The 14,875-nt window shown below is 60.3% G+C and carries 11 protein-coding genes; 9 read left to right on the top strand and 2 right to left on the bottom strand.

Annotation, left to right across the window (positions count from 1 at the left end; translation table 11 throughout):
• Positions 1-50: 50 nt before the first annotated feature.
• Positions 51-1,838: an ethylbenzene dehydrogenase-related protein gene (locus ACYQ54_RS10650; RefSeq protein ID WP_460081953.1), complete on the bottom strand. Its 1,788-nt coding sequence runs from the start codon at positions 1,836-1,838 to the stop codon at positions 51-53.
• 681 nt (positions 1,839-2,519) lie between these two features.
• Here ACYQ54_RS10650 and ACYQ54_RS10645 point away from each other — a divergent pair.
• From ACYQ54_RS10645 to ACYQ54_RS10615, 7 genes are read left to right on the top strand one after another with little or no spacing between them, the layout of a single operon-like run.
• Positions 2,520-3,887: a V-type ATP synthase subunit B gene (locus ACYQ54_RS10645; protein ID WP_460081951.1), complete on the top strand. Its 1,368-nt coding sequence runs from the start codon at positions 2,520-2,522 to the stop codon at positions 3,885-3,887.
• On the top strand, positions 3,887-4,510 hold the full coding sequence (locus ACYQ54_RS10640) for a V-type ATP synthase subunit D (protein WP_460081948.1): 624 nt from the start codon (positions 3,887-3,889) through the stop codon (positions 4,508-4,510). The genes ACYQ54_RS10645 and ACYQ54_RS10640 overlap by 1 nt, the downstream gene beginning before the upstream one ends.
• Positions 4,507-6,300, top strand: a complete 1,794-nt coding sequence (locus tag ACYQ54_RS10635) for a V-type ATP synthase subunit I (RefSeq protein WP_460081946.1) — start codon at positions 4,507-4,509, stop codon at positions 6,298-6,300. The genes ACYQ54_RS10640 and ACYQ54_RS10635 overlap by 4 nt, the downstream gene beginning before the upstream one ends.
• Complete coding sequence (locus ACYQ54_RS10630) at positions 6,297-6,746, top strand: ATP synthase subunit C (RefSeq protein WP_460081944.1); 450 nt, start codon at positions 6,297-6,299, stop codon at positions 6,744-6,746. Before ACYQ54_RS10635 ends, ACYQ54_RS10630 begins: the two co-directional genes overlap by 4 nt.
• Positions 6,747-6,770: 24 nt before the next feature.
• Positions 6,771-7,472, top strand: coding sequence for a hypothetical protein (locus tag ACYQ54_RS10625; protein ID WP_460081941.1), 702 nt, complete (start codon positions 6,771-6,773; stop codon positions 7,470-7,472).
• A 1-nt stretch (position 7,473) separates the two neighbouring features.
• Positions 7,474-8,220, top strand: a complete 747-nt coding sequence (locus tag ACYQ54_RS10620; protein ID WP_460081939.1) for a hypothetical protein — start codon at positions 7,474-7,476, stop codon at positions 8,218-8,220.
• Positions 8,217-10,052 carry a V-type ATP synthase subunit A gene (locus ACYQ54_RS10615; RefSeq protein WP_460081937.1) on the top strand — a complete coding sequence of 612 codons (1,836 nt, stop codon included), beginning with the start codon at positions 8,217-8,219 and terminating at the stop codon, positions 10,050-10,052. Before ACYQ54_RS10620 ends, ACYQ54_RS10615 begins: the two co-directional genes overlap by 4 nt.
• A 265-nt stretch (positions 10,053-10,317) precedes the next feature.
• Here the strand turns inward: ACYQ54_RS10615 and ACYQ54_RS10610 are convergent, their stop codons facing one another.
• On the bottom strand, positions 10,318-11,013 hold the full coding sequence (locus tag ACYQ54_RS10610; protein ID WP_460081935.1) for a nitroreductase family protein: 696 nt from the start codon (positions 11,011-11,013) through the stop codon (positions 10,318-10,320).
• A gap of 420 nt (positions 11,014-11,433) precedes the next feature.
• Between ACYQ54_RS10610 and ACYQ54_RS10605 the strand changes: the two genes are divergently transcribed.
• Complete coding sequence (locus ACYQ54_RS10605; protein ID WP_460081933.1) at positions 11,434-12,423, top strand: ABC transporter substrate-binding protein; 990 nt, start codon at positions 11,434-11,436, stop codon at positions 12,421-12,423.
• Positions 12,424-12,551: 128 nt separating this feature from the next.
• Positions 12,552-14,843, top strand: coding sequence for a putative bifunctional diguanylate cyclase/phosphodiesterase (locus tag ACYQ54_RS10600; RefSeq protein WP_460081932.1), 2,292 nt, complete (start codon positions 12,552-12,554; stop codon positions 14,841-14,843).
• Positions 14,844-14,875: the final 32 nt, after the last annotated feature.

Raw genomic sequence — 14,875 nt, 5'->3', positions numbered from 1 at the left:
CCGTTGAAAGAAACGTCAGGGAAAGACACGAAAGGCGGGAACAGCTGGCGTCAATTGAACGTCAGCCGCACGGGGCGGGAATGGCGCGTGTGACGGGTCTGGTTATGGTCAAACGCAGACACCCACATGAAGAGACCGTCTCTCATCGCCAGATCCTGGCTCTGGCCCGTGTCCATGTCCCTGATCACTTCAAGCGTCCAGTGGCCGTCCTGCCATTTCGAGCCGCCAGCGAGATCCGCCCGGCTGCCGGAATATTCGCCCTGGATCAGGACGCCGGGAATAACGGTTCCAACAGGGATTTCCGCATCTTTTTCCGGTGAATAGGGCACGCTTTCGCTTTCGAACATCCACCACTGCGCGCCTTCTTCCTCGCCCACTTCGGTGGACAGGTTGATGGTGCCCATCAGGGACGTCATCTTGTTGTAATCGGCCGGGAGGCGCCGTACGCCAACCGTACCGTGATAATGGGTCACGGGATCGCCAATGTAGTTGTAGACGTAGAACGCTTTTCCTTCGTCAGGGTTGTAGCCGGCACTGTAGCGGCTCTTGCCGGCAGCCTGCGCTTCGTTCGGTTCCACGGGTGTTGCGAAATGCATGTCGTCGACGTGTCCCAGCATGCCGCCACGCGAGGCTTTCCACTGCCACACGTCGACCAGGCTGCCATCGGTCGTGTAATGCAGGCCGCGCCCCGTGAAGGCCCGCGGTTTGCCACTCAGCGGGTGCGGTCCCATATGGGTGGAGCCGCCGCCGCCAAATGCGTCGGTGGTCGAAAAGGCGACCGAGAACTTGTCCTCGTAGTAGGCGGTCTCGTCGGAAATGTCGGCCCGGTTGTTCAACATGTGCCAGCCGTCTTCGCGTTTGATCAGCGGATGCCGCTTCAAGGAGCGGTTCTTGTCCTCCCAGCGAAATGCGAAAGCGATCTTGTCGCCCACCTGCACGGCCCGCGCCTCAACCGTCGTTTCGCCCGTACCGTCCAGGTTCGAGCCTTGCTGGGTCCGGATGAAAACCGGAACGGCGTCCTGCCAGATCGCGTCATCCAGTTGACCGTCGAGAACGGGCAGGGTGGAGCCTTTGGCAACGACAAGGCTGTCACGCGTCCCGAAGTCGAGGCTGACGGCGCCAATCAGCACGACTGCGCCGAGCGCGGTGGCAATCGCCAGCGGATGACGACTCATGCCCGGGAACCGGCGCAGGGCCTGTGGCCGGAACAGCCGCAGCAACTGGGCAATGCCGCCATAACAATAATGCAGCACCACATGGGCAACGATATAGGTCAGCACTACGAGAGCGGCCGTGTAGTGAACCGTCACCCAGATGCCGCCATGTCCGAGATAGAGCAGGACACCTGTTGCCGACAGGGTGAGCACGGCAGCGAAAAGGATCCAGTAGGCAATCACGTTGACGGCGGCCAGGCGCAGTTTCGTACTGGCTGGAAGCGTCAGCACCACGATCTTCTTGGAAGAAATGCGCCGTTTCAGGCGGCCAAGCGTCATATAGGCCGCATAGGCGAAAATGACGGCGAGCACGAAGATTGCCGACACATAGTGCCAGGTCCAGATTTCGCCCTGCGGCAGGATCGGCTCGAACAGTTTCGAGAACCAGGCGTTTTCCGCATCGGTAGACAGACGCAAACCGGTCAGCAGGCTGGTGACGATCGCAACGACCAGCGTCCAGTGAAGGAGGATTGTGCCGATGTCGCTTCGCACCGGAGGAGTGCGGTCATCGGGCCTGGTCGGTACACCTTCCGAGCGATTGCCGTTTCGGTCGATGCGGGCCTGCCCTGTTTTCTCGGACGATGAACGCAGTTCGAGGGCGTGATCTGTCACTTGGTCCGTCAACGTTTCCTCCAGGGCCGCCAATGTCGCGACCGGGTTACCGGCATGGGTTGTGCAACCGGATGTCGGGGAATTTCAAAGCACTAAGCCAAAAAACATCACATTTTAACAAAAGTGAAGAAAAAATGGCGACTGCAACTTGGTTTAAACCTATCCGGGTGGTTTGGCGCATGCACAAAAGGTTTCCTCTCGGGTAGCAACGAAGTGCAGTGGGCGGAATTACAGCGAGGCCGCCACAGAAACGTTTAGATGTCGATGCGAATCAAGTTTGAGCCGAAAAATCCAACAGTTAATATTCAGGAATCTAGGTAAAATATCGGGTAGTATTCTTAAAAATTTCTTTAAATTTATGCAAAATGCCGTCGAACTGTTCTGAAGGCACTTGTCCGCGTCGGGATCCGTCTGCTTCGCAGCCAAGCCTGCGCAAGGAAGCCGTTGCTTGCCCGCATGCAGGCGATTTCGCAGGACTGTAAAAACGCAGTGCCCGGCCCTGGAGACGGCAGCTTTGATGCAGGTCATACGAATGCAATCATTTCTCTCTTAACTTCATTCCGGTTGAAGCTCAGCCGTGACTGCACACTGGAACCGGTTGTGCGAGCCAGAAAAACCCGCCTAAGATGGTTTGCGGTGCAACAGAGCGGGTTCGGCCCGGTTTGAGGTAATTTCTTTCTCAAGGGGGCGTAGATGCTGGTCTCCCATACGCGGATTGTCGATATCGTCGGCGATATCATTCGCATTCAGGTGTCTTCGACGAAAAGCGAGTCGGAGGGACGTCCGTGCCTGGGTGATCTGGCGCTGGTCGACGCGGGCAACGGTGCCACATCTCTCGCCCAGGTCATCAACATCGACCACGACATGGTTTCGCTGCAGGTCAATTCCGGGACCAAGGGGCTGGCGAACAACGCATCCGTGCGCTTCCTGGGCGAGCCGGCCAAGGTCACCTATTCCGACAATATCCTGGGCCGCGTGTTCGACGGGGCCGGTCAGCCGATTGACCGGGGACCGGATCTGCCCAGTGATCCCGCCGTGCCGATAGGCGGTCCCTCCGCCAATCCGATGAAGCGTGTGCTTGCCTCGCGCATGATCCGCACCGACGTGCCGATGATCGACGTCTTCAACTGTCTGGTGGAAAGCCAGAAGATCCCGATCTTCTCCGTTTCCGGCGAACCCTATAACCCGTTTCTGGCCCGTATCGGCATTCAGGCAGATGCGGACATCGTGGTGTTCGGCGGCCTGGGTCTGATCTTCGACGACTATGCCTTCTTCCGGCAGCAGTTCGAGGATGCAGGCGTTTTCCCGCGCACGGTGATGTTCATCAACCAGGCGTCCGACCCGGTGGTCGAGCGTCTGCAGGTTCCGGACATGGCGCTTGCGGTGGCGGAAAAATTCGCCGTTGAGGAAGGCAAGCGTGTGCTGGTGCTGCTCACGGACATGACGGCCTTTGCAGACGCCATGAAGGAAGTCTCCATCGCCATGGAGCGGGTTCCCGCCAACCGGGGCTATCCGGGCGATCTTTATTCCCAGCTTGCCCGGCGTTACGAAAAGGCATGCGACTTCAAGGGCTCGGGCTCGGTCACCATCCTGACGGTCACCACGATGCCGGGCAATGACGTCACCCACCCGGTTCCGGACAACACCGGCTACATCACCGAAGGCCAGTTTTATCTGCACAGCGGGGTGCTTGATCCGTTCGGGTCGCTGTCGCGCTTGAAGCAGCATGTGATCGGCAAGGTGACGCGCGAGGACCACAACCAGATTATGAACACCATGATCCGCTTCTATTCCGGGGCACGCGATGCGGAGCAGAAGCAGTCCATGGCATTCGAATTGTCGGAATACGACCGCCAGCTCCTGAAATTCGGTGGCCTGTTTCGGGAACGCTTCATGGATATCAACGTTGCCCTGCCTCTGGAAGAGGCGCTCGACCTGTGCTGGCAAACGCTTGCCGAATGCTTCCAGCCGGAACAGCTGTTGATGAAACAGGGGCTGATCGACAAATACTTCCCCAAACAGAAACCTGCCGCGGGAACGTCTGATGTGGAGGCTGCCTGATGGCCAGATTGGCCCTCAACAAGTCGTCACTGGCTCGGGAAAGCGGACAGCTCTCGGAATACAAGCGCTTTCTTCCGTCACTTGAGCTGAAGCGGCTCCAGATCATGGCCGAGCGCGCCAAGGCGAAGGAAACGGTCGTCCGGCTTGAGGCTGAATATGAAGCGCGTTTCAACGCGCTTGCTCACGACCTGCCGATGCTCGCCAATGAACACGTGCCGCTGGAAGGGCTGGTGGTACTCAAGCGGGCCGTCGTGGGCGAACAGAACCTGTCCGGCACACGGCTGCCGGTACTGGAGAATGTCGAGGTCGAGACGGAACCCTATTCCCGGCTGGCACGACCGCATTGGGTCGACCCCTATGTGGAGGGCATGCAGCAGCTGCTGCGGCTCAACAAGGAACGGGATATCGCCAGGGAGCGTATTGCGTCTCTGATCGAGGCCGAAGCGGTGATCTCGCGCCGGGTCAACCTGTTCGAAAAGGTGCTGATCCCGCAGGCGGAGCGTAACATCAAGAAAATCCGCATGGCCCTCGCCGACGCGGAGCGTGATGCGGTGGTCCGCGCGAAGATCTCCAAACGCAAGACTGCGGCGCGCGGTGCCGAATCCTCGGTGGCAGAGATATGACCATCGTCCCGCTCGTCAAGGTGAACCTGGTCGGCATCCTCGAAGACAAGGACAAGGTGCTGGAAGCTGCGCAGGAATTTGGCGCCCTGCATCTGATCCCGCTGACATCTGCACAAAAGGAACTGGAGGCCGTTCCGGCGGGTCGGGGGCGCGAGGCGACTGAAGCCCTGCGCTGGCTCATGGACAGTCAGGCACAACGGCGTCCCGTGACCCATCCCGACGACTTCGACCTGGAGGCTGTTGTCGAAAAGACGCTTGCCAACCGCAAGGCACTCCGCGACTGCGAAGACCGGGTGGCACGGCTCGACCAGCGCATTCAGGATGTGGAGCCCTGGGGAGAGTTCAGTTTTTCAGATCTGGCCGAAATCGGTGAGCACCGGCTCTGGTTCTATGTGGTGCCCAACGCCAAGTTCAAACAGGTCGATCCCACGGACAAGATCCTGGAGATCGTCCATCGCGACAAGTATCGCAGCTACATCGTCCTGCTGTCCCCCGAAGAGCCTCCAGCAAACGCCATGCCGGTGCCACGTGTTCATGTGGGTGCCGAGGCTCTTTCGGTACTGCGCCGTCAACTGGAAGACGCCGCCATTCAACTGGAAGAGCTGGAACTGCAGCGTCAGGCACTCACAAAATGGCGGTTCGTTCTGGCGCAGAACCTTGCTGCCGCCCGCGACCATTCCGCCCGCCGCAGGGCATCGCTTGAAACAGCGGACACCGAGCGGGTCTTCGTGCTTCAGGCCTGGGCGAGACAGGATCAGGTCGCCGAGGTCCTCCGGCTTGCGGACAGTCTCGGCATCGCGCTTCTGGTGACGGACGTGGACGATGCGGATGCGCCGCCGACCCTTCTTGAAAACAGACCCGCGCTGGAAGCAGGTGAGGATCTGGTCGAATTCTACCAGACACCCGGCTACAGAGGCTGGGACCCCTCGGCGATTGTCTATGTTTCCTTCGTGATCTTCTTCGGAATGATCATGACGGACGCAGGTTACGGTCTGCTGCTGCTTGTGTTGTTGTTCCTGTTCCGCGGCCGGTTCAAGGGCTCCGCGCTGGGCCGTCGCATGTTCCGGATGTCGGTCTGGCTGGCGATCTCGACAGCGGCCTTCGGCGTGGCAACGGGCAGTTACTTCGGTGTCGCGCCACCGGAGGGCACATTCCTGGCCCACCTGAAAGTGCTTCATCTGAAAGACGTGGACACGATGATGAAGATAACGCTGACCATCGGCGTAATTCATATCGTCATCGCCAACCTGATGCGTGCCTGGCATGAACAGACCCTGAGCGGGCGTCTGCAGCCTGCCGGCTGGTGCCTCGTGGCGCTGGGCGGCCTGGGGACGTTCCTCGGGCAGGACACGTCCATCGCCATCGCCGGCCCGGTTGCTGTGGTTGCCGGTCTCTTGCTGGTCGGCATCTTCGGCAGCGACCGCAAGGTGACATCGTTCAAGACAGGTGGCCTCAGGATCTTCGACGGTCTCGCGTCACTGGCTCGTATCGTGAACATTTTCTCGGATGTGCTCAGCTACATGCGCTTGTTTGCATTGGGCCTCGCGGCAGCGTCTCTCGCCGAAACCATCAATTCGCTGTCGGGCCAGCTCAACCACGCGGTTCCGGGCGTTGGTCTGCTCATCGCCATCGCGGTTCTGGTGCTCGGACATGCCATCAACATCGGGTTGGGGCTGATCGCCGGCTGCGTGCACGGCCTGCGTTTGAATGTCATTGAATTTTTCAATTGGGGTTTGAAGGACGAAGGCACGCCCTTCCGCCCGTTCAAGAAAGAGGAGACACGCCTGTGAACGAATTCGTTGTGGCTCTCGGCTGGTTTGGGCTGTTCGCACCGGTCGCCCTCGGAGCCATCGGCAGTGCCTGGGGCTGTGCCCTTGCCGGCAGCGCCGCGATCGGTGCCATGCTGGACAGTGACGGCGGATACGGCCGGTTCATCGGCGTTTCGCTGATGCCGTCCTCCCAGGTGATCTACGGCATCGTGATCATGTTCTCGCTACAGCAGCCCACCATTGATGCAGCCAATGGCGCCGCGCTTTTCGGCATCGGTCTCCTGTCCGGCGTCACGATGCTCTACACCGGCATCCGCCAGGGAGAGGTGCTCGCGTCGGCCATCCATGCATCCAAGGCCAAGCCGGAAATCTTCGGTATTTCGCTCGCGCCGGCTGCGGTTCTGGAAGGGTTCTCGGTTTTTGCTCTCGTCTTCGCGCTGGTTCTGTCCGGCTCGATCCCCGCGTAGGACCAGAAGCCACAGGAGACGGCAATGTCCAAACATGATGCAACGGCTGACCTGGAAAACGCCGCTGGCGCCGGTGTCCAGGCCTTGATCGAACGACTGAAGTCCGAAGGCGTGGCCGCCGGCCAGTCGGAAGGCGACGCCATCCTGGCCAAGGCCCGTGAAAAGGCGGAAGCGATCGTTGAGGAAGCAAGGCAGAAGGCTGACGGCCTGCTGACCGACGCAAGGGCGGAGGCGGCCCGCGAAAAAGCGGCGACCGAAGACGGGCTGAAGGTTGCCGCGCGTGATCTTGTCCTCAGCCTGCGCAACGAGCTTGGCGACCGCATCCAGCAGGAAGCCGGACGGCTGGTGGCAACCACCCTTGCCGATCAGGAGTTCCTGAAGAACCTCATTCTGGCGATGGCCGCCAACGCGAAGGAAAATGCTTCGGTCCGCGACAGCGAGCCGATGGAAATCGTCCTGCCGGAGAAAGTCGTCACCTTCGAGGAGCTGAAGCAATCGCCCGAGGCGGTCGAGCCTGGAACGCTCACCCACTTCGTGATCGCGCTGGCGGGCGAGGTGTTGCGGGAAGGGGTCACTTTCTCCACCGCGCCGGGCTTCGACGGCATCAAGGTGAAGCTGACCGACAGGGATGTCTCCATCGATCTGACGGAAGAGGCCATCGCAACACTGTTGAAGCGGCACCTGCAACCACGCCTCAGGGCGGTTATGGAAGGGGTGCTCCGCTGACATGAGCCGGCCGCACCAATATATCGCGCTGGTCACCAGTTTGCCCCATCTCGGCAAGCTGTTCTCGCGCAAGGATGTGCCGATCTCGGGGTTTCGGCTGAAACAGCGCCTGTCGATGCTTGAACCGGACCATGCAAGTCTGCTGCGTGAAATGGTGGAGGTGACGGCCTGGGCCGGCGTTGCCGCTATCGACCGGGACATCGACGTGATCCGTCGGGCAAACAGGGTTCTTGCGGATCTCCAGGCCTATCCGGATCTGCAGCACCTCGTCGGTGCGCGCATGGAAACCCGAACGCTCATTGCAGCGCTGCGCCGCCGGCGGGACGGACAGGAAAGCGCCGGAGACATCGTAAACTGGGGCTTTGGCCGCTGGTGCAGCCAGATCAAGGCGAACTGGAGCGATCCGGCGTTTGGCCTCGGCCATTTCATGCCGTGGGTGGGCGAGGCGCACCGGTTGATGAAGGCGGGCGACCACATCGCGATGGAACGTCTTGTCCTGACGCAGGTGTTCCGTCAGCTCAGCCATTACGGCAACCTGCACGAATTCGATTTCGAAGCCGTGGCGATCTACGTGCTGCGCTGGGTGATCGTCGAACGCTGGTCGCGCTACAACGAGGCCGATGCCCGTACTCGGCTGGCGACGCTGGTGGCGGCAGCCCTTGGCGGCAAGACAGACGGCGACAGACAAGCCGGCCGGCCGGATCTTTTCTCAGACCTTGCTTCTGCCCTTGAGGGAGCCTCTTCATGACGAGCCATGTTCAGCTACCCGAACCGACCGCGGAAATTGTCGCCGTTCAGGACGACCTTGTCACGCTGTCGCCGCTCGGCTCCGCGCCCCTCATCAAGAACGAAGTGGTCTATATCATTCCGCACGGCCCGGAGCGGGACGGCAAGCCGCGTGAGTATCTGAAGGCCGAAGTTCTGCGCGTGCGCGGCAAGTCGGCGGAAGCGCAGGTGTTCGAAAGCACGGCAGGGGTCCGGGTCGGCGACAAGGTGATCCAGAGCGGCGAGATGTTGTCCGTCGCGCTCGGGCCGGGTCTGCTCAGCACCGTCTTCGACGGCCTGCAGAACCCGCTGGCGGATATTGCGGTCGAGCATGGCTTCTTTCTGCCGCGGGGTGTGCTCACCAATGCACTTGACCAGAACCGCAAATGGTCGTTTGAGCCGAAGGTGAAGTCCGGCGACGTGGTCAAAGCCGGGGAAACGCTCGGCACGGTTCCCGAAGGCAGGTTCGAACACCGGATCATGGTTCCCTTCGTCACGACCGGTTCCTGGACGGTGGACCGGATCCGCGAAGGCACCTTCACCATCAACGAGGTGGTGGCAACGCTCAAGAACGATCGCGGCGAAACCAGAGACCTCACCATGGTCCAGCATTGGCCGGTCCGCCGGGCGATCCCGGAAGCGCTGGTGAAGGCCGGTCAGAGCGAGCGGATTTACCCGAGTGAGCCGCTGATCACCACCTTGCGTCTGATCGATACCTTCTTTCCCATCGCCCGGGGTGGTATGGGCTGCATTCCGGGCCCCTTCGGCGCGGGCAAGACGGTGCTGCAATCGCTGATTTCACGCTTCTCGGCAGTGAACATCGTGATCGTGGTCGCCTGCGGCGAGCGTGCAGGCGAGGTGGTGGAAACGATCACCGAGTTCCCGCACCAGCCGGACCCGTCCGGCGACGGCACGCTGATGGATCGCACGGTCATCATCTGCAACACGTCCTCCATGCCTGTCGCAGCCCGCGAGGCGTCGATCTACACCGGCATCACGCTTGGCGAATATTACCGGCAGATGGGCTATGACGTGCTCCTGATCGCCGACAGTACCTCCCGCTGGGCCCAGGCCATGCGCGAAACCTCCGGTCGTCTGGAGGAAATTCCGGGTGAAGAGGCGTTTCCCGCCTATCTCGACAGTGCCATCAAGGGTGTCTACGAGCGTGCAGGCGTCTTGCGCACCGCCAGTGGCGAGACCGGCAGCCTCACCATGATCGGCACCGTGTCACCGGCCGGCGGCAATTTCGAGGAACCCGTCACCCAGTCGACCCTTGGCACGGTCAAGACCTTCCTGGGCCTGTCTTCCGAGCGGGCCTACAAGCGCTTCTATCCCGCAGTCGACCCGCTTTTGTCCTGGTCGCGGTACCACATTCAGCTCAACGACTGGTACCAGCAGAATATCGGCCCGGACTGGGTCCCGCGCGTTTCCGAGATGATCGAACTTCTGCGCAAGGGCGATGAGATCACCCGCATGATGCAGGTAACGGGCGAGGAAGGCGTTTCGACCGAGGACTTCGTCCTGCAACAGAAGGCGCTGTTCCTCGACATGGTCTATCTGCAGCAGGACGCCTTCGACGATGTCGACGTGTCGGCACCATTGAAACGCCAGCAGGAAACCTTCGATCTGGTCTACCGCATTGCCCGCACCGATTTTGCCTTCAACGACAAGGCGGCTGTCCGCAAGTTCTTCACCGAGCAGACGTCCCTCTTCAAGAACCTCAACTACGCCGCCGACGGCAGTCCGGAGCGCAAGGATCTGATCGAGAAGATCAAGGCCAATGTCGGCGCCGCCCCGACGCTTGTGACGGGGTGAACTGCAAGGTTCCGTGCGTTGAGTTTCCCTACCGTGGTGAAGCCGGGGCCATCACGCTACAGGGCCTGACGACGCGCACCAATGTCACCCCGGACAAGCGAAGCGCCGATCCGGGGCCTACTCGCAGTGTCGCTTGTTGGAGCAGGGTATTTGCGACGAGAGGCTTGCCGCCACATCAGCAATCTGGAAATGAGCAGGTCCCGGGTTTCATGCCGCTCACCCGTGGGCGACATTCTGGAAGCTCAACTTGGCGCTGCTGATACTCCTACTCCTCGAACACGCTCAAGATTTCTTCCAGCGGCTTCTTGATCTTGGCAACCGCCGGAACCGTTGCGTCTTCCGCGGGATGACCGACGGCAAGGATCATCACGGGTTTTTCCGCTTCCGGACGGTTCAGGATCCCGTTGAGGAATTTCATTGGGTTGGGCGTGTGCGTCAGGGTCGACAGGCCTGCGTGGTGAAGCGCAGTGATCAGGAGGCCGGTGGCGATGCCGACACTTTCGGGCACGTAATAGTGCTTGTACCGGGTGCCGTCGTCGAAGGTTCCCCAGCGCTGCGCGAAAATCACGATCAGCCAGGGGGCGATGTCCAGATGCGGTTTGTCCGCATCGGTGCCGATGGGTTCCAGCGCCTTGATCCATTCGTCGCCCGCGCCGCCGTCATAGAACTTGCGTTCTTCCTCCTCGGCGGCCAGGCGGATCTTGTGCTTCAGGTCGGCATTGGAAATCGCCACGAAATGCCAGGGCTGGTGATTGGCGCCGCTTGGGGCCGTTCCAGCCGCCCGGATACAGGCTTCGATGATGGAGCGGTCCACAGGACGATCAGAGAAGTGCCGGACAGTATGGCGGGTGCGGACATCGTCATAAAAGTCCTGCGCGCGGGCCAGCATTTCCTTGTCGTCGTAAATCCGCCGGTCCGGCAGCGGCAACGGTTGGTAATCCAGGGCTGATTTGGAAATCATGTTTTTTGTCCATTCGCATTGCCGACCAGCGGATTCGAAGGGAATCCGGGCCGTGCAATCTCCTCCCACTATGCACCGTTAAGTATGGATCGACTGACCGCACGTCAGGCAACCAAAAATCTAGTCGGCCGTCTTCACAACTTGAACTAAGGGCGCCTATGCTCGTCTTGAGTAGGCCAAATGGCCTTGATGAAAAAATAACCTTGACCAGTGACATGGCACCTTTCTAGATTTTCTTGACCAATTGGTCAGCGCTGTTCGTCGAGAAGGCAAAATGCCCCGGCGTCCGGACGCGACCAAACTGCCGGTAAAGGATCAGGCGGCCGGGAACCGCGCTCAGGTCTGCACTGGCAAGGGTTTGAAGTTCCAGAGAAGGGTGAGTCCGACAGCGGCTCGCCCATAACCAGTAGGGGAATGGCAATGAAGGCATTGAAAAGTCTGGCGCTCGCGTCCGTCCTGGGCGCAAGCCTGGCTTCGGGCGCGGCCAACGCCGCGGACGAGCTGACACTGCAGCTTAAGTGGGTCACCCAGGGCCAGTTTGCCGGCTATTATGTGGCCAAGGACAAGGGCTTCTATGAAGAAGAAGACCTGGATGTAACGATCAAGCCGGGTGGCCCGGACATTGCGCCGCCGCAGGTCATCGCCGGTGGCGGTGCCGATGTCATCATCGACTGGATGCCGTCCGCTCTCGCATCGCGCGAAAAGGGTGTGCCGCTCGTCAACATCGCGCAGCCGTTCAAGAAATCCGGCATGATGCTGACCTGCCTGAAGGAAACCGGCATCACCTCGCCGGAAGATTTCAAGGGTCGGACGCTCGGCGTCTGGTTCTTCGGCAACGAGTATCCGTTCCTGTCCTGGATGAGCCAGCTCGGCATTCCGACCGACGGTGGCGACGAAGGCGTGACTGTCCTGAAACAGGGCTTCAACGTCGACCCGCTGCTGCAGAAGCAGGCCGACTGCATCTCCACCATGACCTACAACGAGTACTGGCAGGTCATCGATGCGGGCATTCCGGCGGAAGACCTGATCGTCTTCAAATATGAAGATCAGGGTGTCGCCACTCTTGAGGACGGTCTCTACGTTCTGGAATCCAGCCTGGACGACCCGGCAATGGTCGACAAGCTTGCGCGCTTCGTCAAAGCCTCCATGAAGGGCTGGGCCTATTCAGCCGAACACCCGGAAGAAGCTGCTGAAATCGTTCTGGAAAACGACGCCACCGGTGCGCAGACCGAAAAGCATCAGATCCGCATGGTCGGCGAAATCAACAAGCTGGTTGACGGCTCTGACGGCACGCTCGACATGGCTGCCTATGAGCGCACCGTGAAGTCCCTGCTGTCCGGCGGGTCCGATCCGGTCATCACCAAGGAGCCGGAAGGCGCCACCACAACGGTCGTCACCGACAAGATGTAACGTCTCTCAGGCAGCCGGAGCGGTCTACCGTTCCGGCTGCCTTTGCCGTATTCCCGCCAGGGCACCAAAAATTAAGTGTTTGTGACCAGACTGTTTCGCTGACGAACCCTTGGGATTTTGAAAGCGTAATGCGCGAGCTGTCTGGAAAATCAGACAAATTCGATTTGGTTCATTCAGCGCCGGAAACGGTGTCCGGTGAACCGCGCCGGATGCGTTCAAGCCTGTTCGGCATTTCTTCCGGCCTCGTCATCATCCTGATGTTCTGTGCCGTCATTTTTTCCTTCGGTGCGGTGCTGTTCAAGGTCGTGGTGGCTGAGCGTGAAGCCGCGTTGCGGGAAACCCGGTCGGTCGCCCGCGTCTTTCAAAATCACAAACAGCTTCTGCTGCGCGAGATGGAGCGCTACGCCGCATCCAACGCAGCCTATCAGAACATCGATACCAATCTGTCGCTGGACTGGATCAAGACGCGTTTCGGCGTCGATATGGCATTGGATTTCCCCCACGACTACACGATGCTTCTGGACCGTGATGGCGAAATCGTCTTTTCTTCGACCTACCATGGCAACGAGGCCGCCGAAGACTTTTTCGAGAAGATCCGGACACCTTTCACCGGAACGCTGGAAAGCATTCGTGAGAACTATGCCAGGGCTTTGGTCCGGTCGGGAACGGACGAGGTCCGTTTCGCCGGTGCCCTTGCCGATGTCTCCGCCATCGACGTCGTCGAGATCAACGGGCACCCCCACATCGTTGCGGCCTTCGCGATCGTGCCGGACCCGGGCGGCATCGAAATGTCCTTCGGACCACCGAACGTTCTCGTAACGGCCTTTGAGATCGATGCCGTGCATCTCGGCAATCTCCTGTCCAGCCTGGCCCTCGACAACCTGAAATTCGCTTCTGAAATCCCGGACGGCATGATCGGCACGCCGGTTGAAAACGGGGCGGGATCGGTTCTCGGCTATCTGGCCTGGCATCCGATGAGCCAGGCATCCTCGATCATCCTGTCTTCGCTACCCGTCCTCCTGCTGTCGCTCGGTGTCATTCTCACCGTGGCCCTGATTGCCCTTCGGCAGAACGCCAACGCCAAGGCGCGGCTCGCCGCTCGGGAGCAGGAAGCCCGTTATGCCGCCAATCACGATTCGCTGACAGGGTTCGTCACACGGGGATATTTCCACGCAACGGCGACGAAGAGACTGGCCCTGCGCAAGGATCAGCAGCGAAGCGCCTGGATTGTTTATCTCGATGTCGACAATCTCAAGCAGGTGAACGACATTCACGGCCATACCGTGGGCGACAGCCTGGTGGTCGCTCAGGCCGAACGCATCAGATCCCTGCTCGGCCCGTACGATCTGGTTGCGCGCAGTGGTGGCGATGAATTCCTGATCCTGACGGAGTGTTGGGAAACGCCGGAACAGGCCATGCGGGAAGCCGGCAAGCTGTTTGAAAAGCTGCGTCAGCCGTTCGACTATGAAGGCAAGCGCATCGAGACATCGGTCAGTGCCGGCATTGCCCGCTTCCCGGACCACGGCCAGACATTGACGGGCCTTATCCGCGCTGCTGATATCGCCCTTCACCGCTGCAAGATGGAGCAGAAAAGTTCCTTTCGGATTTACGACGAACGCATGGACGACCACCTGCGCGAACGGCGCGAGATCCGTGTCGATCTTGATTCAGCCCTGCGTGAAGAGCAATTCGACCTTTTCTACCAGCCGATCATCGACGCCCGGTCGGGTGAACTGGCCTTCTATGAAGCGCTGATCCGCTGGCGGCATCCGATCCGGGGGCTGGTGCCGCCGGCGATGTTCCTGCCGATTGCCCAGGATGCCGGACTTATGCCTGTGATCGGCGAATGGGTTCTGGAGCGGGCGCTTCGCGATGCTGGCAACTGGACGCAGACAGGTGTTTCCGTCAATGTCTGCACAAGCCAGATCCAGACGAGCGGTTTCGCGGAAAAGGTCGAAGCGCTGCTGCAAGAATACGGCTTCCCGCCGGATCGCCTTATTCTTGAAATCACCGAGGACCTGATGCTGGAGGAAAGCGCGCAGACGCGGGACACCATACTCAAGCTGCGCGATCTGGGTGTCGGCCTGGCCATAGACGATTTCGGCACCGGCTTCTCCAGCCTCAACTACCTGCACAAGTATCGCTTCGACAAGATGAAGATCGACCGCAGCTTCGTATCGCGCATCGGCGAGGACGAAGAGGCGGACATGGTCGTCCGCTCCATGCTGAGCCTGGCCAAGGTCATGGGCATGCAGAGTGTCGGCGAAGGCGTCGAGACGGAGGCGCAGCGGGACTTCCTGGTGGAAGCGGGATGCGAATTCCTGCAGGGCTATCTGTTCGACAGGCCGCTGCCCCTTGCGGAGCTGCAGCAGCCTGAACCCCTGCCGGTGTCCGCAGCCAATTGTTCGACAGGCGGGTGACCAACCGTCTCGTGGCAGCCACTTGCATGCAT

The sequence above is a fragment of the Roseibium sp. LAB1 genome, assembly GCF_054658235.1.
This window is presented reverse-complemented; position numbering and strand designations above follow the sequence as displayed.